This window comes from Okeania sp. KiyG1 (assembly GCF_014132355.1).
Classification (GTDB): Bacteria; Cyanobacteriota; Cyanobacteriia; order Cyanobacteriales; family Microcoleaceae; genus Okeania.
Genome location: NZ_BLZO01000117.1, coordinates 104,532 through 130,116, shown reverse-complemented (window position 1 = coordinate 130,116; position 25,585 = coordinate 104,532). Strand labels below are relative to the sequence as shown.

14 protein-coding genes and 1 pseudogene are annotated in these 25,585 nt (G+C 34.9%); 5 read left to right on the top strand and 10 right to left on the bottom strand.

The features are described from left to right. Nucleotides 1-54: 54 nt before the first annotated feature. Nucleotides 55-2,283, bottom strand: a complete 2,229-nt coding sequence (locus SAGCYANO_RS27810; protein ID WP_202223030.1) for an amino acid permease — start codon at nt 2,281-2,283, stop codon at nt 55-57. Nucleotides 2,284-2,736: 453 nt separating this feature from the next. Here SAGCYANO_RS27810 and SAGCYANO_RS27805 point away from each other — a divergent pair, with 453 nt between their 5' ends. Beyond that, nucleotides 2,737-3,129, top strand: a complete 393-nt coding sequence (locus SAGCYANO_RS27805) for a hypothetical protein (protein WP_202223029.1) — start codon at nt 2,737-2,739, stop codon at nt 3,127-3,129. A 1,009-nt stretch (nt 3,130-4,138) separates the two neighbouring features. Beyond that, complete coding sequence (locus SAGCYANO_RS27800; protein WP_202223028.1) at nt 4,139-5,794, top strand: YcjF family protein; 1,656 nt, start codon at nt 4,139-4,141, stop codon at nt 5,792-5,794. 431 nt (nt 5,795-6,225) lie between these two features. Here the strand turns inward: SAGCYANO_RS27800 and SAGCYANO_RS27795 are convergent, their stop codons facing one another. The 6 genes and pseudogenes from SAGCYANO_RS27795 to proX (SAGCYANO_RS27765) form a co-directional block, all read right to left on the bottom strand. Next, nucleotides 6,226-6,513 carry a type II toxin-antitoxin system RelE/ParE family toxin gene (locus tag SAGCYANO_RS27795; protein ID WP_202223027.1) on the bottom strand — a complete coding sequence of 96 codons (288 nt, stop codon included), beginning with the start codon at nt 6,511-6,513 and terminating at the stop codon, nt 6,226-6,228. Further along, on the bottom strand, nt 6,498-6,686 hold the full coding sequence (locus SAGCYANO_RS27790; protein WP_202223026.1) for a hypothetical protein: 189 nt from the start codon (nt 6,684-6,686) through the stop codon (nt 6,498-6,500). The genes SAGCYANO_RS27795 and SAGCYANO_RS27790 overlap by 16 nt, the downstream gene beginning before the upstream one ends. Before the next feature lie 1,125 nt (nt 6,687-7,811). After that, on the bottom strand, nt 7,812-9,638 hold the full coding sequence (gene thrS, locus SAGCYANO_RS27785; RefSeq protein WP_202223025.1) for a threonine--tRNA ligase: 1,827 nt from the start codon (nt 9,636-9,638) through the stop codon (nt 7,812-7,814). 1,576 nt (nt 9,639-11,214) lie between these two features. After that, nucleotides 11,215-12,099 (bottom strand): annotated as a pseudogene (gene proX / locus SAGCYANO_RS27780) (glycine betaine/L-proline ABC transporter substrate-binding protein ProX); the annotation flags it as partial. Nucleotides 12,100-13,843: 1,744 nt separating this feature from the next. Further along, on the bottom strand, nt 13,844-14,905 hold the full coding sequence (gene proX / locus SAGCYANO_RS27770) for a glycine betaine/L-proline ABC transporter substrate-binding protein ProX (RefSeq protein ID WP_237396764.1): 1,062 nt from the start codon (nt 14,903-14,905) through the stop codon (nt 13,844-13,846). A gap of 292 nt (nt 14,906-15,197) precedes the next feature. Next, a complete protein-coding gene (gene proX / locus SAGCYANO_RS27765; RefSeq protein ID WP_202223023.1) occupies nt 15,198-16,229 on the bottom strand; it encodes a glycine betaine/L-proline ABC transporter substrate-binding protein ProX in 1,032 nt (343 codons plus the stop codon). Between the two features lie 597 nt (nt 16,230-16,826). Between proX (SAGCYANO_RS27765) and rplI the strand changes: the two genes are divergently transcribed. The 3 genes from rplI to SAGCYANO_RS48140 all read left to right on the top strand — a co-directional run bounded on the left by rplI (nt 16,827) and on the right by SAGCYANO_RS48140 (nt 23,044). After that, nucleotides 16,827-17,285, top strand: a complete 459-nt coding sequence (gene rplI, locus SAGCYANO_RS27760) for a 50S ribosomal protein L9 (RefSeq protein ID WP_202223022.1) — start codon at nt 16,827-16,829, stop codon at nt 17,283-17,285. A gap of 275 nt (nt 17,286-17,560) precedes the next feature. After that, a complete protein-coding gene (gene dnaB, locus SAGCYANO_RS27755) occupies nt 17,561-22,876 on the top strand; it encodes a replicative DNA helicase (protein ID WP_202223021.1) in 5,316 nt (1,771 codons plus the stop codon). Nucleotides 22,877-22,918: 42 nt separating this feature from the next. Continuing rightward, nucleotides 22,919-23,044, top strand: a complete 126-nt coding sequence (locus SAGCYANO_RS48140; RefSeq protein ID WP_255502731.1) for a hypothetical protein — start codon at nt 22,919-22,921, stop codon at nt 23,042-23,044. An 885-nt stretch (nt 23,045-23,929) separates the two neighbouring features. On the opposite strand, the gene SAGCYANO_RS27750 is transcribed toward SAGCYANO_RS48140, so the two are convergent. The 3 genes from SAGCYANO_RS27750 to SAGCYANO_RS27745 all read right to left on the bottom strand — a co-directional run bounded on the left by SAGCYANO_RS27750 (nt 23,930) and on the right by SAGCYANO_RS27745 (nt 25,573). Beyond that, nucleotides 23,930-24,076 carry a hypothetical protein gene (locus SAGCYANO_RS27750; RefSeq protein WP_202223020.1) on the bottom strand — a complete coding sequence of 49 codons (147 nt, stop codon included), beginning with the start codon at nt 24,074-24,076 and terminating at the stop codon, nt 23,930-23,932. Between the two features lie 232 nt (nt 24,077-24,308). Then, on the bottom strand, nt 24,309-24,440 hold the full coding sequence (locus SAGCYANO_RS48135) for a hypothetical protein (RefSeq protein WP_255502730.1): 132 nt from the start codon (nt 24,438-24,440) through the stop codon (nt 24,309-24,311). 296 nt (nt 24,441-24,736) lie between these two features. Further along, entirely contained in the window at nt 24,737-25,573 is an 837-nt protein-coding gene (locus tag SAGCYANO_RS27745; protein ID WP_202223019.1) for a hypothetical protein, read from the bottom strand. Nucleotides 25,574-25,585 lie beyond the last annotated feature (12 nt).

The following is a 25,585-nucleotide window of genomic DNA, read 5'->3' as shown; positions in this document are numbered from 1 at the left end:
AATTATTAATAATTAATAATTAATTATTAATTGTTGAACTGACTTCTGTAAAAATTAGCGATCGCTGAGAATTTCACCATAAGAAAAACCTGGTGCTGCTAAAACAAATACTGTAGTGGGAAGACCTGCCGTTTTCGACTGTAAATCCTCATAATATTGAGTAAAATTCTCCCCTGGAGTCCGAATACCCAGAAAAATCAAGTCAGCATTTTGAGAAGACTCATGCAAGATGTCATAGAAAGGACGACCATTAGAAACCAAAATTTGAGATACAGCGCTAATTCGTAAACCTCGAATCACACGATCGACATTTGCCTGAGTTGGTTGAATAGCAGCTTGTTCGGGTACTACCAATTTCAAGTAAATTTCCGTATTCCGCCATTCAATATCTGTACGCAGCAGATATGCAAGAAGTAACATTAAGCCACCATTATTTTGTAAACCACCCCACCAGACATCAATTTGACGATGTTGACCAAAACCACGCTCGCTATCTTCTCGAAAAATCACCACATTTTTCTTAGCCTTATGAATATGACCAATTAACTGACAGTAGCGATCGCGCCTAGAAGGTTCCTGACTATCTCCAAGTACAACAGTATTTGGCGTTAGTGGCCCAATGCCATAAGTTTCCACCAAGAGTTTAGCACCATCAAAAAAGTTTGTAGCAGTAACTACTCTCACCAAAGCTTGTACCCCTCGCTTGTCCAAATACTCGCGAATCGTATCTTGCATATCACTTTGCTGAGACACATCACGAGACGCACTAGGCAGAACACTACAAATAGTAATCATACCTCGGTTATGAGTCAGGTCATCTGCAAACTGAATCAACAGCCAACGTTTTTTCGCTATCCCAGACAAAACTAAAATATGTGGCCGCCAATTCTTAGTATCTTCCTCACCTAATTGAAGAATTCCTTCCCGCACCAACGCCATCCATATTCCACGTCTAGCATCCCCCCAAGTTGTCTCTAACTCCCGACGCTGTAGCCAGATAAATATTGCCAGCACTATCAAAGCAGCAATAACTGTAGCCACAGCATTAATCAAAAACATCACTGCCAGACAACCAAGCGCTCCCAACATTGATAATGACCAATGGACTTTAAATGTAGGACGAAAAGAGGGGCTTTCTAAAAAGCCTTCTATACCTGCTGAAACATTTAAAACCATATAGGTTGTCAAAAAGAACATTGTCAGCACTGGGGCAATAAGATTCAAGTCACCAATACAAACTGTGGCAGTAGCGACACCTAAAGTTACCGCTGTACCAATCCTGGGTTCATCATTTGGCCCATTACCATTACCTAGAAAAGATAACCAACTAGGTAAAACTCCATCTCTTGCTAAAGCTTGTAAGACCCTTGGTGCTCCCAGAATACTACCGATCGCGCTTGAAAGAGTGGCCCCCCAAACTCCCAACAAAATTGCTGGCCCCCAAAAAGCGATTTCTTTCATCACCAGAGGTTGTTCAATTAAAGTAGTAGCATCGGCCCGCATATCCAGGATAATTGGTAGTACCATATATACTAAATACCCTGTACCAACAGCTGCCAAAGTACCTACAGGAATTGAACGACTAGGTTCTCGCAAGTCTCCAGACATACTCACCCCTGCCATAATACCTGTTACGGCTGGAAAAAAGACAGCAAAAACTGTCCAAAATGGTTCTGATACTATCTCTGAAACTCCAGATATTTCTATGTTTGTTGTTTCGAGGGGATGTCCTAATGCAAATGAAACTAGAGATAGAACTATTGCAGCCATAATAAAATACTGGGCCTTAATAGCAATTTCTGCCGAAGTTATGGCTAAGACGGCCACTGCTATAGTTGTAATCAGAGCTACATATAGTTGGTTAAGGCCACCAAAGGTATCTACTAAGCTTTCTGCAAAACCAATAGTATAGAGAGCTACTGATAGAGCTTGGGCAAAGTATAGGGGTATTCCCACTGCACCACCTGTTTCAATACCTAAAGACCGACTAATCATATAGTAGGCACCCCCTCCTTTGACTATTCTGTCTGTAGCGATCGCGCTGACTGACAAAGAAGTGAGAAAGGTAATTGCTGTGGACAAAGTGACGATGGTCAGAGTCCCCAATAAACCAACATTACCTACTACCCACCCAAAGCGGAGGTACATAATTACACCCAAAATTGTCAAAATTGAGGGAGTATAGACACCACCAAATGTTCCTAAACCTGTTTCATTACTATTGTCAGAAGCAGCTTTTGAAGTTGATTGTGTTTCTTCTGATGGTTTTTTAAATAGCTTCATACATACAAAATTTTAATATTTAAACTTCTGTTTCAAGTTATCTATACATTTAATTAAATACCTATTTTTGCTTTATGTCTTAGCTTTCAAGTTTTAGATTTTAGATAGTGTTTCAACTCAAAATATTCCATACCAATAAATAATAGGGATTTTTAAAGCCGATGTTATTTTTCTCGATTAATTTAATTTCTAGAGTCAAAAAACTCCCGACCATTAGCTTGTAAAGCAAAGATATTTTATACCATTTTTATCAATATTTGCTACAAATAGCTAAGTTATTTCCTAGGAGTCAGTAGTCATAATCAATAGCTTCAATATCATTTATTAGGTCGTAAGTTATATTTTTAGTCAAAGGGACATCTCCTGTAAAGTCTTTTAATTGCCCCTATTATTTGTAACATTCTTTTTTAATGGTATTAGATATATAAGCCATAGTGCTTAGGAAATAGACTGATGATGAATCGAATACAGTCCACTTTTTTTTCACTATTAGCTATTGCCCGCTATATGGCTGTGGGAAGTGTGGGAGGTGTGGGAGGTGTGGGAGGTGTGGGAGGTGTGGGAGGTGTGGGAAGTGTGGGGAGTGTGGGAGGTGTGGGAGGTGTGGGGAATAACAATCTTGTTTACAGTTCTCAAAACACTTTTCTTCGGAAAAAGCCTCTCAAATACATACATATAACTTGTCTACTTTGTCAAGTTGTAAGCATTCAGCCGTCAGCTAGCCTCCTATGGTCGGAACTGCGGACTTCAGCTATCAGCTATTGCTTTTCCTGTGGCTTTAAAGCTGTATTAATTGAGCTAGAATTAATCTTACTACAAAAGTTGTTAAAGTCTATATTCATTTAAACTATGTCCTTAAAAGCAGGGTCTTATTGCCCTCGAGCTGACCGCTAATAGCTGTTTGCGCAGCATTCCGCAGGAAATACTTACGAAAATGTTGTAAGCATTCAGCCGTCAGCTAGCCTCCTATGGTCGGAACTGCGGACTTCAGCTATCAGCTATTGCTTTTCCTGTGGCTTTAAAGCTGTATTAATTGAGCTAGAATTAATCTTACTACAAAAGTTGTTAAAGTCTATATTCATTTAAACTATGTCCTTAAAAGCAGGGTCTTATTGCCCTCGAGCTGACTACTAATAGCTATTGCTTTTCCTGTGGCTTTAAAGCTGTATTAATTGAGCTAGAATTAATCTTACTACAAAAGTTGTTAAAGTCTATATTCATTTAAACTATGTCCTTAAAAGCAGGGTCTTATTGCCCTCGAGCTGACTACTAATAGCTATTGCTTTTCCTGTGGCTTTAAAGCTGTATTAATTGAGCTAGAATTAATCTTACTACAAAAGTTGTTAAAGTCTATATTCATTTAAACTATGTCCTTAAAAGCAGGGTCTTATTGCCCTCGAGCTGACCGCTAATAGCTGTTTGCGCAGCATTCCGCAGGAAATACTTACGTCAAGTTTTATATTAAATGATGTAGTTCAACAATTAATAAATAATTAATAATTAACAATTACCTCTCCCTAAAAACTATCCCTTATAAGGAACTTCTGAAAACCTTGTGGGGAGCAGGGGAGTAGGGAGTAGGGGAGAAGGGAGAAAGAGTCAATTTAGCTAGGCAAAACTACTTAAGTTCTCAAAAAAATCTACTTTTCAATACATTATTTTTGAGGAAAAAGTCTCTGAAACACAAGCACATAACTTGTCTATAATGTCTACGTTTTATGTTAAGAAAGATGTTTATAAAGCATAGCCTTGAAAATAAGAGGATTGACTAAAAGAAAATTCAGTATTTAAAGCCTCCTACTCAGTAGGAGATACTGTTAACTGATAAATGATAACTGATAACTGATAACTGAAAATGCCTACTTCCCGCCTGTTAATATTGATTCTAGGTTTAAGCCTCATTTTATTGCTTATAATTTGGCTGATTGGTTCTTTATCATGGTTATATAGTCAAGTTTCATGGTCTGCTCCTCCACTTGTGGCCAATTTATTACTACTACTATTAATTATCCTAATTGGGATAGTCATTTTTGCTTTCATATATTATCTGAGACTATATACCATTCAAAAAAATCAACCGCGACGAGGGTCGAAAGTCAAAGTTAAGATTCCGGTGGTGAAATCTGAGGTTGCTTCTGAATCTCTAAAGGCAGTAAGACAACAGGTAATATTAATTCAAGATGAAGTTGCTCGCCAAGCATTATTGAACCGTTCACAAGAAATAGAAGCTAGTCTAGCACGAGGTGATGTAAAAGTTGTTGTTTTTGGTACGGGTTCCGCTGGTAAGACTTCTGTGGTTAATGCACTAATGGGTCAGATGGTGGGTAGGGTAGAAGCACCGATGGGGTCAACTACAGTCGGAGAAACCTATCATTTAAAAATGCCAGGATTGGAAAAAGAAATTTTGATTACTGATACTCCAGGAATTCTAGAAGCGGGAGTCGCAGGAACAGAAAGGGGTCAACTGGCACGAATTTTGGCGACAGAGGCTAATCTATTATTATTTGTAGTTGATAATGATTTACAGCAGTCTGAATATACTGCTTTGAACGGTTTGGTGGACATTGGTAAGCGATCGCTTGTGGTCTTTAATAAGATTGACCTCTACACTGAAGAGGACCGAGAAGTAATTATTGTTAAGCTCAGGGAAAGGTTAGTAGGGTTTAGCAAGATGGATATTGTGGCGATCGCTGCTCATCCTCATTCTGTTAAGCTTGAGAATGGAGAAATATATCAGCCAGAACCTGATATTATGGCTTTGATGGGACGTATGGCTGCTATTTTGCGGGCTGAGGGAGAAGATTTGATTGCTGATAATATTTTGCTCAAATCTCAACGTTTAGGGGAGGAGGCAAGATGTTTAATTGATGCTCAAAGAGGACGACAAGCAGAGAAGGTTGTAGAAAGGTTTCAGTGGATAGGAGCAGGGGTTATTGCTGTTACGCCTTTGCCTGTAGTAGATGTTTTGGCCACAGCAGCAGTTAATGCTCAAATGGTGATAGAAATTGGCAAAGTTTATGGTTGTGAATTAAACCTTGAAAGAGGGCAAGAGTTAGCAATGTCTTTAGCTAAAACACTTGCTAGTTTGGGTATTGTTGAAGGGGCGATTAAATTAATTTCTACAGCTTTACAATTAACTGTAGCAACTTTTTTAATTGGGAAGGCAATTCAAGGAGTAAGTGCAGCTTATTTAACTAGAATTGCTGGAAAGAGTTTTATTGAGTATTTTAGTCATAATCAAGATTGGGGAGATGGTGGCATTACAGAGGTAGTACAAAAACAATTTCAATTAACAAGAAAAGATGAGTTTGTTAAGTTGTTTATTCAAGATGCGCTGGCTAAAGTTGTAGAGCCTTTGACTAATATTTATTCCCAGAATGAAGAATTTGAAATGGAAAAAGAATCTGATGAAGAAGAGGAAATAAATTATCGACCTCAAGGGACTACAAAGCAAGATAATTATATTAATGATTGGGATACAGAAAGTAGAGCAAAATGGGAAAATTGGTAATTTCAGTTATCAGTTATCAGTTATCAGTTATCAGTTAGCCTCCTAAAGGTTTTTGGCTCTTTTTGCCTCAAAATGCCAATATTTTTATCCTTACTATCAGAAAAATTGGCCGTAGCAGATAGTCTAAACTGTTCCCTGTTCCCTATCATCACCATCAGACTTTTTCAGCAAACCCTAAATATTTGTAGCAAAGATTTATCAAACTGGTATAAAAGGAGATAAAAAGTGGTTGAGGGATGGATGGGTTTCCTAACCATATCCAATCAATCAAGAGAAAAGAACATAATTCTATATTTGAAGCCTCCTTATTGCAGAGGTACTGATAACTGATAACTGATAACTGAAATTACTACTCCCTCAAGTTAGAAAACCGAGCTTCCAATGAAACTCGGTTCTGAGCTAATAATTTGATTGGACGCGTCGCGCTTCAACTATAAATCTAGTAACCTTTTTCCATGAATAACCGCAGCCACAGTTACTATATCGCCTTTAACTTGATAAAGGACTCGGTAACTATAAGCATAATCTTGTCGGTAACTTTCATCTCCAAACTCTTTGACCACTTCTCCTTGTAAAGGATTATGAAGCAAATTTTTAGTGACATTAATTATCCTATGGACTACTGCTGCAGCATAAGAAACAGAGTCACGCGCTATGTAGGAGGCGATCGCGTCCACATCATCTATAGCTTTAGAAGACCAAACTACTTTATAACCCATTTACTCAAAAGCCCTTCAGCTTCTTCTTGTGTAATTTTTCTTTCTTTATTAGCTACTTCTAAACCATGAAGAACTTTTTCAATTACATATAAATGATATTGAACATCTTCAAGGGAGCAATTATCTGGCAATTTACTTAATAGAGATTCTACTTTTTTCTTAGCGGTATTCATAAAGTTCATATTATTAAGTCACTGTTCCTAGCTGTACATGAGCCATTGGACAGCGACATCTGGTGGTTTGCGTTTTCGCACTTTCCCAGCATAAAAAAGCGAAAAACACATCCCCTCTTAGAGGAACCTTTAAGATATTAATCATTTTTATCTCTAAATTTTATTATTGTGAAACCTTTTGGTCTCATATAGTTCCTTTAAATTAGATGCTTTCATGTTCTAGCGCCTTTCGCAAACAAAATATATCAGATTATCGCCGACCTTAGCTCTAGATATAAGGAAGGTAAAATAGTTCATAAAAATATAGTCACATAAGACATATCCTTATTTTGCAGGTGTTACTCCGGCTGGGTGAACTACAACACCCAATATCCCATGGTCAAAGACAAAAGGGATCTGCTTTTCTCATTATGTTTAGAGAACCGTTCACGCACCTCATCAATTAACCCTTTGATGGCGGCATGATACCTATCAATAATATAACAATCTGATTTACCTTTTGAAAGAGAATACTACCACTTTGGGCTATCAGCTACCAGTTTAATTACTTATACCTAATAACTTATTGGTCAATCATCTATATTTATGTATATTTATGATCCCTGCAAAGTATCACTTGGTCTAGACTTGTTAGTCGTCCTCAAAGAAAAGTTTTACTTTCTATAGATAGACGATTAAATTCAATTTGGCATAGTTTAATGGTGGAAATTGGAATTAGGGGTCGTTAATTTATGGCCATTCAGCAGCTCTTAAATTCAAAACTTTTAAATACTATCAAGAGCTTACCAAATAACAATTCAAATAAATAAACCCGCTCTCAATTTATCAGAAAGCGGGGTCATTTCAGTTATCAGTTATCAGTTATCAGTTATCAGTTATCAGTACCGACCACTAAAGCTGGAGGTTACGAAAATACTGAACTGAATATTTTTTCATCCCCCACTCTTACTCTAGCAACCTAAAGTAATCTAGCATAGCACAAAACTCATAACGACAAAAATATTTATTTTTTTCCTCGGTCATGCTATGCAAACATCCCGACACTCCCTTCCCTTGGAGGAGAGCTATCCCTTATAAAGCATAGGTAGAATAGGGGTAGTCTTCAACTAAAATTGAGAAAAAAGTCTAAAAATTTTCATAATTAGCGATCGCCCCAGTCATCTTCTCAATTACCTCTGGTACAGGTATAGAGCCTAATTCCCCAGCAGCACGAGTCCGAATACTCAGACTATTTGACTCAACTTCTTTAGCTCCAACTACAGCCATTACGGGAATTTTGGCCTTCTCAGCATTTCTAATCAACTTACCCAAACGTTCATTACTAATATCCACCTCAGCACGAATACCTACTTTACGCATCTGAGCAGCAACTTCTTGAGCAAAGGGCAAAAATTCAGAATTAACTGGTAGAAGTTTAGTTTGAGTAGGAGCTAACCACAGAGGAAAATCTCCTGCATATTCCTCAATCAAAATCCCAATCAACCTTTCCAGGGAACCAAAAGGTGCGCGATGGATCATAACTGGGCGTTTTCTAGTCCCATCTTCTGCCACATATTCTAAATCAAACCGTTCGGGCAAATTATAGTCTACCTGTACAGTACCCAACTGCCATTCTCGCTCCAAAGCATCCTGGAAAATAAAATCTAACTTTGGACCATAGAACGCCGCTTCACCAATACCCTCAAAATGCTCCATACCCAAAGTTTCTACAGCGCGACGAATAGCACCTTCAGCTTTTTCCCAAGCTTCATCAGAGCCAATATACTTATCTAAGTTAGGGTCTCGGAAACTTAATCTAGCCTTAAAATTCTTTAGTTGTAAATTTTTAAAGACAAATAGAGTCAAATCTACCACACTGAGAAACTCGGAATCAAGTTGTTCGGGTGTCACAAACAAATGAGAATCATCTTGAGTGAAACCCCGGACTCGTGTTAAACCACCTAATTCCCCAGACTTTTCATGGCGGTAAACAGTGCCAAACTCGGCAAGTCGTATTGGTAACTCCCGATAAGAACGTAATTCATTTTGATAGATTTGGATATGAAAAGGACAGTTCATCGGTTTGATAACAAAACCCTGTTCTATAGCTGCTGCTTGTTCATCCTCAGCCATCATCGGGAACATATCCTCTTTATACTTTTGCCAATGTCCGGAAGTTTTGAATAAATCGACTCTGGCAATATGGGGAGTATCTACAGGTAAATAACCCCGTTTCTGTTGTTCTTGTTGGAGAAAGTCTTTCAGTGAATTCTTTAACATTGTACCTTTGGGAGTCCAGAGAGGTAATCCCGGTCCTACAAGGTCGGAAAACATAAATAGTCCTAATTCTTTACCTAGTTTACGATGGTTTCTTTTGAGAGCTTCTTCTTTACGTCTTTTATGTTCGGCTAGTTGTTCTGGAGTTTCCCAAGCAGTACCATAGATACGTTGTAATTGGGCTTTGGTTTCATCTCCGCGCCAATAAGCACCAGCAACAGTTTCTAAATCAATTGCTTTGGGATTAAGTTGCTTTGTACTTTCAATATGAGGGCCAGCACATAAATCCCACCATTCTTCACCGAGATGATAGATAGTAATTGGGTCTTCTAAGTCTTCGAGGATTTCTAATTTATATGGTTCTTTAATTTGTTCAATTCGACGTTTGGCTTCTTCGCGACTGACTTCTTCTCTAATTACGGGTAAATCCCGTTTAATGATTTTGACCATCTCTTTTTTGATGGCTTTTAGGTCAGCTTCTGTAAATGGTTCTGGGGTATCAAAGTCGTAGTAAAAGCCATTTTCTATCCAAGGACCAATTGTTACTTGTGCCTTGGGAAACAGCTTTTGTACTGCCATGGCCATGACATGGGATGTGGTATGACGAATTTTTTTGAGGGTTTCTGACTCGCTGGTGCGAGGTAAATGGATTTTTTCTGGTTGTTCTGGGGAAGGATTAGATTCTGGCCTAGACATTGAATATTTCTTCTTGGTTTTTTTTATATTTGCACAGGAGAAGAGGAAAGCTCTACTCAAGTTCGGTGAATAATTATTTAGGGATTTTTGCGACTTTAACGCTACATATATAAAACGTTATAGTTTTTGATTACTATATCTAGTGTTTTTTCTCAATTTTGACTCACAGGAACAGAGGAATACTCTATTGTAGTTTAGTTAATCATTATTTAGGGATTTTTGCGACTTTAACGCTACATATATAAAACGTTATAGTTTTTGATTACTATATCTAGTGTTTTTCTCAATTTTGACTCACAGGAACAGAGGAATACTCTATTGTAGTTTAGTTAATCATTATTTAGGGATTTTTGCGACTTTAACGCTACATATATAAAACGTTATAGTTTTTGATTACTATATCTAGTGTTTTTTTCTCAATTTTGACTCACAGGAGAAGAGGAAAGCTCTACTCAAGTTCGGTGAATAATTATTTAGGGATTTTTGTGACTTTAACGCTACATATATAAAACGTTATAGTTTTTGATTACTATATCTAGTGTTTTTTCTCAATTTTGACTCACAGGAACAGAGGAATACTCTATTGTAGTTTAGTTAATCATTATTTAGGGATTTTTGTGACTTTAACGCTACATATATAAAACGTTATAGTTTTTGATTACTATATCTAGTGTTTTTTCTCAATTTTGACTCATAGGAACAGAGAAAGATTTAACTCAAGTTTAGTTAATCATTATTGAGAGATTTTTGCGACTTTAACGCTACATATATAAAACGTTATAGTTTTTGATTACTATATCTAGTGTTTTTCTCAATTTTGACTCACAGGAACAGAGGAATACTCTATTGTAGTTTAGTTAATCATTATTTAGGGATTTTTGTGACTTTAACGCTACATATATAAAACGTTATAGTTTTTGATTACTATATCTAGTGTTTTTTCTCAATTTTGACTCATAGGAACAGAGAAAGATTTAACTCAAGTTTAGTTAATCATTATTGAGAGATTTTTGCGACTTTAACGCTACATATATAAAACGTTATAGTTTTTGATTACTATATCTAGTGTTTTTTTCTCAATTTTGATTTACGGGAGAAGAGGAAAGCTCTACTCAAGTTCGGTGAATCATTATTTAGGGATTTTTGCGACTTTAACGCTACATATATAAAACGTTATAGTTTTTGATTACTATATCTAGTGTTTTTTTATAAATCCTGATTCACAGGAACAGAGGAATACTGAAATTTTAGTTCAGTTAATCATCATTTAGGGGTTTTTGCGACTTTAACACTGCATATTATAAAACGTTATAGTTTTTGACTACTATATACCATTATATTAATTATATTACGGATAGTGTTTTACTTAAATTCTATTTACCGAAAAATTGTGGTTGAAAGCCTCCTCTTTTAAGGGGATAAAAAAAAATCCTTTGAGTTAATCCTATCCGTTTTAAAGGAGAGGTAATAATTATTAATTATTAATTGTTTAAAATAGACATCTTCAGAAAAGAGGAAGTAGGGAGTAGGCAGAAATAATCAATAATTTCTGTCGGTTAATTAATTTTATTTTTTATTATTTATTGGAGATGTCTAATGAATCAGTCTCTTGTCTTGCTTTTTCCAACCAATTATCATATTTTTCTTGATTATTTTTTATCCATTCTTGACCATGATGCATAATATATTCTGGTTTTTCTTCTCCCTCTTTAATACGTAAACTTTCCTCACTCATATCAGCAACTGGAATTTGTACTAATTCAAACCATCGTTTAGCAAGTGGATTATTTTTTAAGAATTTTTTATTAGCTACTATACGCTGTTGCATTATCTGAAAGCCAAAATTTTTTCCATCTAGAGACGTATCTTTTTCACTCAAATTTCCCATGGATGGAGGTAAGGAAGTGAAAGGTACTTCTAACCAAACTACATCTTTATTTGGTTTGAATTTTGTAGATATCCAATGAGGTTCGTAGGCAAAATAAATAATTGGTTTTCCTTGCTTATAAAGAGTCATTGCATCTGCCAAAAAAATTTCATATTGTCCTTGATTATTTTCTACAGTATTTTCTAATTCATAAGCTTTAAGATGATGATCGATCGCTAATTCACAAGACCAACCAGGATTACAACCAACTAAATTTGCTTTGCCATCTCCATCAGAATCAAAAAGTTTAGCTATTTCTGGATTTTTTAATTGTTAAAAGTTAGTAATTTTATATTTATCGGCGGTTTTTTTGTCAATTTCAGATCTTTGGATTCCATCAGGAGTTAATCTTCCAACTTTCTCTAAATTTTTTTCACCAGCAGCATTTTCAAAGAATTCATTGTGTTGTGGTTCATAATAAACAGTGCTATATTCTAAATCTCCATGGGCAAGAGGAATGTAAATTGCTGGGTATTCAATTTGTTTTGGTCTTTCAACTTTATAGCCGAGTTTTTCTAAACTTATATTCACTACTTCGGTTTGGAATAACTCTTATATCCAGGTACTATTAGCACTCCGAATAGTAACTGTTTCAGAATCAGGAACTTGTTGACAGGAAGTAAAAATTATTAATAAGCTGGTGAGGATTGTTCCTAAAACAGTTTAGAGATATTTTTGTTTCATTGTGGTTTGATTGATTGAAAAATATTTAATATCTGGTAGTTTACGACTCGATTGATTACAAAATTATAGCGTTTTATAAATTAGTATCATCCTTTTTCAGAATTTTAAAATCTATTGAATTCCGTTTTTTACCTTCTTTATACTTATTTATAAATAAGCTGAGAACTCAATGTTTTAAATTTCACCTCGGCTTATTTTTTGTAAGCATCCAGCTATCAGCTCTCAGCCATCCGCTATTCCTTTTAGTTGGAAATCAAAGCTTTACTAATTGAATCATAATTTATATTTACGCCTAAAAGCTGGCTGAAACAGTCTATATTTATTAATATAAATAGCGGGGCATCCAATTTCTTTAGGTTTTTCGATTGTGTAGCCGAGTTTTTCTAGACCTATATTGACAATATTAGTTTGAAATAACTCTTCTATCCAGTTACTATCCAGTTACTATGAGCGCTACGAATGCTAACTATTTCAGGAGGAGATTTTTGACAGGAAGTGAAAATTATTAATAAGCTGCTCAGGATAGTTCCTAAAATAATTTTGAGGAATTTTTGTTTCATTGATTTATAAGTAGTTGTGTAAAGTAAATTTCCTAGTTGAGAGAGGGAACACTTAACTGGGGATAGGAAGTCAATAGGATGTGTAATTAATTTTGCTTATGAACTTAAATTCGTAGTGTGGATTAAAATGCGTTATTAATTTAGTTATTAATTCTTGTATATTCAGAAGTTGCTCATGTTTTTTGAGTCAATTTTTCATGAAAAACTTATCTTTAAATTACTACAGTGTTAGGTATTAAGGTTAGGAAATTTACCTATTCCCTGTTCCCTTTCAGCCCAAATTTATTGTCCTAAGTAATTAGGGCTTGCTGATTAAATATCAAAGCTTTTACAGGTAAAGGTTTTAGCCTTTTTAAGTCGAAAAAAAGTGCTACTTTTTAAGCTGGAATGACCAAAAATTTAGGATTTTGGGCTGACTATGGCAGAAAAATCACTCTTATAATTCTTCCGACTACCTCCTCGCTCATTCCCCGTTTCTCCTGACTCCTGACTCCTGACTCCTGACTCCTACCACAGCAAAAAGATTTTCCATACGCAAACCCTAATTAACCTAGTGCTATAGAAATAACAAAGGATTTAAAATTTTATTTTTCTGAGTTTTTGCCTATACAATTTTTGTATAAAAATGCGCTGAATAATTATGTCTCAGACCTTAATTTGATCGACGATTGTCATATTTAATATAAAATGTAGCTTACTAGAGAAATGGTATTAATTATTTTAGTCTATAGTATTTTCAAATGAGATGTCATACAAAATCCGGTTTTCAAAAGGAATTTTTTAAAATTATTCTCTAACCCTTAAGCATAGATGTCCTTAGCATAAGGGCCTTACCTTCATAAATATTGGTTATGTCGATCGCCAGATTTAGTATCAAACAAGATTTGGCAATTTAGTAATAGTAAAAAACCCTACAAAGCCTTTTAATTTACTACCTAAAAGCGACATTTTTTACACAACTCAAATGAAATTGCTATAGTCTCAGCTTTGATTTATGGCTTTTCAGATTTATTGAAATACTGAAACCCTTTTTTTTAGTTTATTTCTTGTTCCTTCCCTTGTCTTGCTGTTTCTAACCAACTATCATATCTTTGTTGATTATTTTTTATCCATTCTTGAGCATGGCGCAAAATATCTTCTGGTGTATCTTCACCCTCTTTGATGCGTAAACTTTCAGCATTCATATCCACAATTGGAATTTCAACTAACTCAAACCATCGTTTCGCAACTGGGTTAGCTTCTAGGAATTTTTGATTAGCTACTATGCGCTGTTGGAGCAAGGGAAAGCCAAGATTTTTTCCATCTGCTGATGTATCTTTTTCACTAAAATTTCCCATAGATTTTGGTAAGGAAGTGAAAGGAACTTCCAGCGAAACTACATTTTCATTTGGTTTTAAAACTGTCGATATCCAATGAGGTTCGTAAGCATAATAAAGAATTGGTTTTCCTTGTTCATAACGAGTCATTGCGTCTGCCAAGAGAATTTCATATTGTCCTTGATTATGTTCTACAGTATCTTCTAATTCATAAGCTTTAAGATGATGATTGATAACTAATTCACAAGACCAACCAGGATTACAACCAACTAAATTTGCTTTGCCATCTCCATCGGAATCAAAAAGTTTGGCTATTTCTGGATCTTTTAATTGTTCAATGTTAGTAATATTATATTTATCGGCTGTTTTTTTGTCTATTTCATATCTTTGTATTCCATCGGGAGTTAATTTTCCAACTTTCTCTAACTTTTCTTCACCACCAGCATTTTCAAAGAATTCATTGTGTTGTGGTTCATAGTAAACAGTGCTATATTCTAAATCTCCATTGGCAAGAGAAATATAAATTGCTGGATATTCAATTTGTTTTGGTCTTTCAACTTGATAGCCGAGTTTTTCTAAACCTATATTTACTACTTCGGTTTGAAATAATTCTTGTATCCAGGTACTATTTGCACTACGAATAGTGACATTTTCAGAAGAAGTGGGCACTTGTTGACAGGAAGTAAAAATTACTAATAAGCTTGTCAGGATGGTTCCCAAAATAATTTTGATATGTTTTTGTTTCATTGTTGTTTGATTGAGAAAATTTTCATTATTCATTAATAGTATTTTACTACTCTCAATACTAAATATTTACAGCAAGTTCTGAAGTTATGAGGTACTAATGTTGACGGTTAAGAATTTAGAATTTCCGTTTGTCATGGTCCGCAAACAGAATTCAGAATGAACGAAGTTATCCAGGGTATGACTACCACGAAGTTTACCCGAAACATTTGCACAGTCCGTTTTACCATCGGTGCGTCTGGAACCGTCCTGGAACCTATTGTCACTGCTTTTAACTTCTAGTCAATCATCTCCTGGAAAAGAAGAGGTAATAATTAATAATTAATTATTAATTATTAATTGTTGAACTAGCTTCTTGTCTTGCTAATTCCAACCAACTATCATATTTTTGCTGATGATTTTTTACCCATTCTTGAGCATGACGAAAAATATCTTCTGGTTTATCTTCTCCATTTTTGATGCGTAAACTTTCCTTATTCATATCAGCAACTGAAATCTCAACTAATTCAAACCATTTTTGAGCAACTGGATTATTTTCTAGGAATTTTTTATTAGCAACAATACCCTGATCGCTTTTAGGAAGACCAAGATTTTTACCATCTACTGATGTATCTTTTTCAGTAAAATTTTCCATAGGTTCTGGTAAAGAAGTAAAAGGAACTTCTAACCAAACTACATCTTCTCCTGGTTTTAAAACTGCAGATATCCAGTGAGGATTATAGGCATAATAAAGAATAGATTCACCTCTCTGATAACGAGTAACAGCATCTGCCAAAAGTACTGTATATTGGCCTCGATTATGTTCTACAGTATCTTCTAGTCCATAATCTTCAATGTGATGGTCTATGGCTAATTCACAACCCCAACCAGGATTACAACCAACTAAATTTGCCTGACCATCTTTATCTGAGTCAAAAAGCTTGGCTATTTCTGGATCTTTTAATTGTTCAATGTTAGTAATGTTATATTTATCCGCGGTTTTTTTATCGATTTGATATCCTTGGATGCCATTAGCAGTTAAAATTCCTACTCCCTCTAACTTTTCTTCACCACCAGCATTTTCAAAGAATTGTTTGTGTCCTGGTTGATAGTAAACAACACTATAGTCTAAGTCTCCATTAGCTATGGAAATATAAAGCGCCGGATAATCAATTTCTTTTGGCTTTTCTATCTGATAACCCAGTTTTTCTAAACCTATATTAACGACAGAAGTTTGAAATAACTCTTCTACCCAACCAGTATTGTAAGCACTCCTAATAGTAATAATTTGAGCAGTAGGAACTTGTTGACAGGAAGTAAAAACTATTAACAAGCTGGTCAGGATTGTTCCTAAAATAATTTTGAATAATTTTGGTTTCATTTTGACTTGATTAAAAAAAAATTATACTCAATAAATCTGATAATTTTTAGCTTGATTCAGGCTAAACATTTTCTGGTTAAGTAAGAAGAATTAGGACTTAATTGTTAATTCTAGTTATTTTCCCTAGTTACTATCAGCTAAGACTGTAGCTTAAATGAATTGATTCATTTTGTAAATTATCTCTTCTGGCTTTCTGTTGTTTTTTTTTAATTACCGAAAAATTGTGGTATAAAGCCTCCCCTTTTAAGGGGATAAAAAGCGGTCGTAGCGGAGCTTCCCGTAGGGTGGGATGGCGCAATTCGGAGCGGCTCTGATAAGAGCAGGTCTCCTCGCCATATCCAATCGACCAAGAGAAGAAAAAATTTCATGATTAGTCAATCAATTCCGTTTTAAAGGAGAGGTAATTCTTAATTCGCGCATTCTTAATTCGCGCATTCTAAATTATTGAAGATATAGAGTTTCTCAAGCTTTGGAGGTACACCTATATTTTTTCTTTTCTAGTTCCCTATTTCCTAAAGAAAAGGAATGATATACCTCACGACTTATGAGAACTGCTATATAATTAAAGTTTGTAGTAAAAATTTTCCAATTAAAATCATGGCCAAAAAATTGCAGGTAGTCCTAAATCAAGATGTCAAAAAATTAGGAGTATCGGGAGATGTGGTAGAAGTAGCTCCTGGTTATGCTCGTAACTATTTGATTCCTCAGAAAATTGCTTTTCGTACTACTCCAGGTGTTCTTAAACAAGTAGAACGCCGTAAAGAACAAGAACGACAAAGACAAATAGAATTGAAGCAAGCAGCAGAAGCTCAAAAGACAGCTTTGGAAACAGTTGGTCGCTTTAAAATTGCCAAACAAGTTGGTGAAAATGATGCGATTTTTGGTACCGTTACTGATAGAGAATTAGTGGATGTAATTAAGGAAAATACGAGTCAAGAAATTGATAGACGTGGCGTGACTTTGCCAGAAATTAGTAAAGTTGGATTCTACAAAGCTCAAATTAAACTTCATCCCGAGGTAACTGCTGAAGTAGAGATTCAAGTAGTAGGTAGCTAATTAAAGTCAAAAGTCAAAAGTCAAAAGTTAAAAGTTAAAAAGAAATTAGAAGTTATGCAAAAAAATACTCTAGTGCCACACTAAATCTAGATTTTATGACTCGAAAATGCGTAAGTATCTTTTGATCTACAGTCTTTGACTTTTGACTTTAGTCCAACTGTAATATTCAGCAATTGGATTGAGTATGGATTTTTCTACCAGAGTAATTTAAACTCCAGTCCCTACTCCCTATTCCCTTTTCAAATAAATTTTAAATAATTGTAGGTAAATCATAGATGTCTAGCGATCGCCTACCTCCCCAAAATATTGAAGCGGAAGAAGCTATTTTAGGTGGTATTCTCCTCGATCCAGAAGCTATTAGTCGAGTAACAGAGTTATTGCGTCCAGAGTTTTTTGCCATTGAAGCTCATCAAATTCTTTATAAGGCAATGTGGCAACTTTATAATCAGGGCAAACCTACGGATTTAATGACTGTTACCAGTTGGCTTACTGACTATAATCAATTAGAAAAAATTGGCGGGCAAGTAAAAATAGTTCAACTATTAGAACGAACTGTTTCGGCAGTTAATATCGACCAATATGCTGCTTTAGTTGTTGATAAATATATCCGCAGAAAATTAATTCAAGCGGGAAATGAAATCTTTGATTTAGGGTTTCAAACAGCTACTGAATTAAAAACTATTCTTGACCAAGCTGAACAAAAAATATTTGCTCTGACTCAGGATAAACCACAACAAGATTTAGTTCCTATTTCTGAGACTTTAATCAATACTTTTCAGGAAATTGAAGATAGAAATGAGGGAATTGCTTTACCTGGTCTTGCTTGTGGTTTTTACGATTTGGATGCGATGACTGGAGGTTTTCAACGTTCGGATTTAATTATTGTTGCTGGTCGTCCGTCAATGGGAAAATGTGCTGCTTATGATACTTTAGTTTTGCAAAAAGATGGCAGTTTAATTACTTTGACAGAAGTTTATCAAAGGCAAGAAACGGAGTTATTAACTCTAGGCAAAAATTGGAAGTTTCAGATTACTAAACCTTCTGCTTTTATTGATGATGGAATTAAGCCAGTTTTTAGAGTAACGACAAAATCAGGAAGATTTGTAGAGACGACAATTACTCATCCTTTTCTAACGGTAAACGGTTGGAAACCTTTGGCAAAATTGCAGGTAGGAGAAAAAATAGCTGTACCCCGTCGGTTAGATATTTTTGGTGATGAAACTCTTCCAGAAAATCAGTTTGTTTCTCTGATTGATTCTGAGAATTTATGTCTTTTTCCTATTGTCTTTAAATTAGAAAAGTCACAATTAGCTTTATTCATTAGATATTTATTTTCCCAGGATGGATGGGTAAAAATATTGGAGAGCAGGGGAGTATGTTTTGGTTATTATGTGGTGAGTGAAAAGTTGGTTAGGCAAGTACAACATCTTTTACTCAGATTTGGAATTATTGCTGCTATTGAAAAGGTTGAAGAGGGTAAAAATAGAAAAGGAAAGACGAAGAAAAATTTGTGGCATTTAATTATTACGGATAAAGTATCAGTCAAAAATTTGGTGGTAGATATTGGTAATTTTCCATTAGAAAACTTAGATTTACTCTCTAGCAGATTAAATTTAGTCAGACAGGAGAATTTTGGGGTTGATAAATTAGAAAATACAGAGGTTTTCTGGGATAAAGTTCTTGTTGTGATGGAAAAATTTGCTGCATCTATAATGATTTCGGAACAGGGCAAAAATAGAAAAGTCAATACAGAGAAAAAAATCGAGCATTTAACTACTACTGATGCCTTATTTCGACAAAACTTTCTGGCAAATATTGGTAGTGTTCCATCAGAAAGTTTGGATTTACTCAGAAACGAAAATGCCTGGGTTGAGGAATTAGAAAATACTCAGATTTTCTGGAATGAAAGTGTTGATGTGATGGAAAAGTTTGGCGAATCTAAATTTATTGAGGCAAAGGGTAGAAATGGAAAAGTCAAGACCGAGGAAAATTTCGATAATTTCACTACTACTAAGACTTTCTGCGGGAAAAATATTCTGGCAGATATGAAAAATTTTCCATCTATAAATCTAGATTTACATTCCTACAGATTAAATGTACTCAGACAGGATAATTTCTGGGTTGAGCAACTAAAAAATACTCAGATTTTTTGGGATAAAGTTCTTGTTGTAATGGAAAAGTTTGCCAAATATAGATGTCTTAGAGCAGAGGGTAGAAATGGAAAAGTCAAGACCAAAGAAAAATCCGATAATTTAACTACTACTGATACTATTTGTGTGAAGAATCTTCTGGTAGATATAGGAAATTTTCCATCAGAAAATCTGGATTTTTACTCGGACAGATTAAATTTAGTCAGACCAGAGAATTCCTGGAGCGGGCAATTAGAAAATACAGGAATTTTCTGGAAGAAATTGGTCTGTCTGGTGGAAAATTTTGTCGAATCTCAAAATCAGTTGCTCCAAAGTAGAACTGTCAAAAGAAAGTCAGATGAAAATGCCGATAATTTAACTACTACTGATACTATCTATGGGAAAAATATTCTGACAGATATGAGAAATCTTCCATCAGAAAATCTGGATTTTTACTCGGACAGATTAAATTTAGTCAGACCAGAGAATTCCTGGAGCGGGCAATTAGAAAATACAGGAATTTTCTGGAAGAAATTGGTCTGTCTGGTGGAAAATTTTGTCGAATCTCAAAATCAGTTGCTCCAAAGTAGAACTGTCAAAAGAAAGTCAGATAAAAATGCCGATAATTTAACTACTACTGATACTATCTATGGGAAAAATATTCTGGTAGATATAGGAAATTTTCCATCAGAAAATCTGGATTTTTACTCAGACAGATTAAATTTAGTCAGACCAGAGAATTCCTGGAGCGGGCAATTAGAAAATACAGGAATTTTCTGGAAGAAATTGGTCTGTCTGGTGGAAAAATTTGTCGAATCTCAAAATCAGTTGCTCCAAAGTAGAACTGTCAAAAGAAAGTCAGATAAAAATGCCGATAATTTAACTACTACTGATACTATCTATGGGAAAAATATTCTGACAGATATGAGAAATCTTCCATCAGAAAATCTGGATTTTTACTCAGACAGATTAAATTTAGTCAGACCAGAGAATTCCTGGAGCGGGCAATTAGAAAATACAGGAATTTTCTGGAAGAAATTGGTGAGTATGATGGAAAAATTTGCTGAATCTAAAAGTCAGTCGGTAAATAGTAGAGCTAGGAAAAGAACCTCTCCTAAAAATTCAGAGAATTTAACTACTACTAATACTATATGTGGAAGAAATTTTCTGGCAGATACTGATACTATCTATGGGAAAAATATTCTGGTAGATATAGGAAATTTTCCATCAGAAAATCTGGATTTTTACTCAGACAGATTAAATTTAGTCAGACCAGAGAATTCCTGGAGCGGGCAATTAGAAAATACAGGAATTTTCTGGAAGAAATTGGTCTGTCTGGTGGAAAAATTTGTCGAATCTCAAAATCAGTTGCTCCAAAGTAGAACTGTCAAAAGAAAGTCAGATAAAAATGCCGATAATTTAACTACTACTGATACTATCTATGGGAAAAATATTCTGACAGATATGAGAAATCTTCCATCAGAAAATCTGGATTTTTACTCAGACAGATTAAATTTAGTCAGACCAGAGAATTCCTGGAGCGGGCAATTAGAAAATACAGGAATTTTCTGGAAGAAATTGGTGAGTATGATGGAAAAATTTGCTGAATCTAAAAGTCAGTCGGTAAATAGTAGAGCTAGGAAAAGAACCTCTCCTAAAAATTCAGAGAATTTAACTACTACTAATACTATATGTGGAAGAAATTTTCTGGCAGATACTGATACTATCTATGGGAAAAATATTCTGACAGATATGAGAAATCTTCCATCAGAAAATCTGGATTTTTACTCAGACAGATTAAATTTAGTCAGACCAGAGAATTCCTGGAGCGGGCAATTAGAAAATACAGGAATTTTCTGGAAGAAATTGGTCTGTCTGGTGGAAAAATTTGTCGAATCTCAAAATCAGTTGCTCCAAAGTAGAACTGTCAAAAGAAAGTCAGATAAAAATGCCGATAATTTAACTACTACTGATACTATCTATGGGAAAAATATTCTGACAGATATGAGAAATCTTCCATCAGAAAATCTGGATTTTTACTCAGACAGATTAAATTTAGTCAGACCAGAGCATTTCTGCACAGAGCATTTAGAAAATAGCGATATTTACTGGGATGAAATTGTTTCTATAGAACCAGTAGGAGAAAAACAAGTATACGATCTGACCATACCAGAAACTCATAATTTTGTAGCTAATGATATTTGCCTTCACAATACTAGCTTCGCTGTAAATATTGGTCATAGTATTGCAGCTAATCTCAAATTACCAGTAGCAATTTTTAGCCTAGAAATGTCTAAGGAACAATTGGTATTAAGACTATTAGCAAGTGAAGCAAGAATTGAAAGTAATAGATTGCGGTCTGGGCGAATTAGTCAGAGTGAATGGGAACCTTTAACTTCCGCTATTGGTAATCTTGCTGAGATGCCAATTTTTATTGATGATACTCCTAATATTACTGTTAATGAAATTCGTTCAAAAGTCAGACAATTACAAAGCGAACAAGGTGGGGCGTTAGGATTAATTTTATTAGATTATTTACAGTTAATGGAGGGGAGTAATACTGATAATCGAGTGTTGGAGTTGGCAAGAATTACTCGGAGTTTGAAGGGTTTGGCGCGAGAACTTTCGGTACCGATTATTGCTTTGTCTCAACTTAGTAGAAGTGTGGAGTCTCGAACTAATAAAAGACCTATGATGTCTGACTTAAGAGAGTCTGGTTGTTTGACTGGGGATACTTTAATTTGTTTAGCTGATGGTAAACAAATTCCTATTTATCGTCTGGTTGGTAAGTCTAATTTTGCTGTTTTGGCGTTGAATGAAAATACTAGGAAATTTGAGTCGGCTATTGTTAGTAGGGTTTTTTCTACTGGGGTTAAACCTATATTTTCTTTGCAAACTTCTTCAGGAAAATTGATTAGGGCAACGGCTAATCATCCTTTCTTTTCTATGGGGGGTTGGAAACAGTTAAATACTCTGAATATTGGGGATTCTCTTGCTATTTTGAACCAAAAAATGCTTAAATATTCAATATTGTATTGTGGGCAATTTCTGTCTCAAGTAGATTTTGGGCAAAAATATGGTGGAAATTTAGGGTCTGTAGTTAAGTCTCCTGAGTGGGAAAAACCTACTCAAATTGATGTTAATTGGGATGAAATTGTGGAAATAAGACCAGATGGTGAGGCAGAGGTTTTTGACTTAACTGTGCCTGGTTTACATAATTTTGTGGCGAATGAGATTGTTGTTCATAACTCTATTGAACAAGATGCGGATTTAGTTATTATGCTTTATCGGGATGAGTATTATTCCCCAGATACTCCAGACCAGGGTATTGCTGAGGTGATTATTACTAAGCATCGGAATGGGCCAACTGGTACGGTTAAGTTATTGTTTGACCCCCAGTTTACTAAGTTTAGAAATTTGGCAATAAGAGGGAACAGGGAACAGGGAACAGGGAACAGATAAATCAGTTATCAGTTATGAGGAAAGTTAGAGTGCACTAAAAGAATGAAAGATTGGAAAGCGATCGCCTCTTCAGTTACCAGTTATCAGTCTCAGGAATTTTCTCAGGAGCAATACCAGAAATGTTTTCATCTTGTGAAGCTCTCACAAAGGTTGTTGTTCCCTGATTAAATGTTTCCATCCATCCCTACTAGCGTGGAAAAGCACCAATATTTTCATTTTATGAAGCTCATAAAAAATCGCCGCGCCAAAGGATTTTCGGTTCCATCCCCACAATTTTTGTGATAATATAAAACATATAAGGGGTTGTTCGTATATACGCATGACTTTTTATTCAACGTAATTTCCACGCTCAGAGACAATCGAATATTCAGGAATTTTCCCAGGAGCAATATCAGAAATAATTTCATCTTGTGAAGCTCCAATAAACGGTTGTTTTTCCCTGATTAAATCTTTTCATCCATCTCTGCTCATTGAAAAACCACCAATATTTTCATTCTCTGAAGCTCAAAAAAATTCAGCGCGTCAAATAAAAAGTGTGAATCTTAGAAAGTGATCGCTCTTTTTTATCTAGTAACTCCTCAGTGGAAAGGTAAAAACATTTTCATTCTCTGAAGCTTCTGAAAAAATCGCCGCGTCAAAGGATTTTCGGTTGCTGCCTCACAAAAATTCTGATATCATAAAAACTATAAGGGGTTGTTCGTATATACGCATGACTTTTTATTCAACTAAATTTCCCAGTCTATAGAGACTTTTCAATATTTCAGAATTTTCCCAATAGCAATGCCATCAATGTTTTCATCTTGTGAAGCTCCTATAATCAGCTTTCGGCAGTCATCTATTAGCGATCGCTCAATCCATTTTTCCCATCATTAAATTTTTCCATCCATCCCTCCTCAGTGGAAAATTGCCAACACTTTCATTCTATGAAGCGCACAAAAAATCGGCGCCTCAAAGGATTTTCGGTTGCTGCCTCACAAAAATTCTGATATCATAAAATCTATAAGCGCTTGTTCGCCTATAAGTATGACTTTTTATTCAACGTAATTTCCATGCTCAAAGACAATCAAATATTGAGGAATTATTTCCAGGAGCAATATCAGAAATATTTTCATCTTGTGAAGCACTCAGGAATGGTTGTTTCTCTCTGATTAAATCTTTCCATTCATCCCTCCTAGAGTGGAAAACCACAAAATATTTCATTCTATGAAGCTCCTAAAAAATCGCCGCGTCAAAAGATTTTCAGTTCTATCCTCGCAATTTTTATGATATAGTAAGTACTATAAGGGGTTGTTTGCCTATACGCATGACTTTTTATTCAACTATAAATAGTATAGTTTCGAGGGCGATCGCCTCTTCAGTTATCAGTTATCAGTTATCAGCTTTCTATATAAATTAGCAATTTTTAAAGGATGAAATGTTAGAGAGCGATCGCTCAATCCATTTTTTTTCCCGGAGCAATACCAAAAATATTTTCATCTCGTGAAGCTCCAAGAAAAGGTTGTTTTTCCCTGATTAAATTTTTCCATCCATCCCTACTAGCGTGGAAAAGCACCAATGTTTTCATTTTATGAAGCTTCTAAAAAATCGCCGCGTCAAAGAATTTTCGGTTCCATCCTCACAATTTTTGTGATAATATAAAACATATAAGGGGTTGTTCGCCTATACGCATGACTTTTTATTCAACTAAAGATAGTATAGTTTTGAGGGCGATCGCTATTTCTATATATCAAAGAAAGTTAGATTTTAGGAATAAATAAAGAGTGAGATTTAAAGAGCGATCACTTATTCAATATTTTGGGAAAGTTAGTTAAATCAAACAATATCTTCATAGTAGTAATTTTCATTTCCCAATAGTAATATTTACTTTCTGATTCTCCTCTGAGTTAAATTTATCAAATTTGCTAAACTATCAGATTTTAAAATATTTTTTAGCGGGTTAGTGTCTTTGCGTTGTTGTTTTTGTTCGTCAATCCATAAAATAATCCATAAAATTGAGCAAAGCACTGACATGAGCACCGAAATTAATAAAGTTATTTTATTAGAAAAAATAAATCGTAAATCTAGAGCATATAACAAATTTATAGTTAGGATAATATATGTTAAGAAACTGAGTTCTTCATCTTCAATCAAAGGAACTATAAGTATAGAACTTAAATAAAGATATTCCACACGCAAAATAGGTAAAAATGATACTATAAATAAATGTAATGTTGTTAAATATATTATTAAAGACAATTTTAGTAAAAGTTCAATTTCTATGTTTAGAATAGGTTGTATATCTAGAAAGATATTACGCCAGTCATCACGAACTGGAGAACGGTATTTTATGAGACCATATAGCAAGGAAGATTGTAACTCTATGTCTAAAGTTTTAAATAGAGATAGCCACTTTTTGCTAGGATCAATCGAATTAATTGCTAGATTAATGAATTCTTGTGTGAATCTATAGTTACCAATTTCTTTTTCTTTGGCAAACTTTTTTAACTGTAAAAAATATTTTTTATCAAGCAATACTATCGCGCACAAAGGAATTACTATTCTTGGATCGAGATTATTATATCGAGAAATTTCTTTAGGAGTACATCTACAACAAATAGACCAAGCTACCCTTGCCATACTCTCTCTTTCCGACGGCGGAAAAGGAACTGCTATCCATTCCCAATCTTTTAAATTAAACTCATCGTCAAATTTTGCCATATTTCTCGCTCC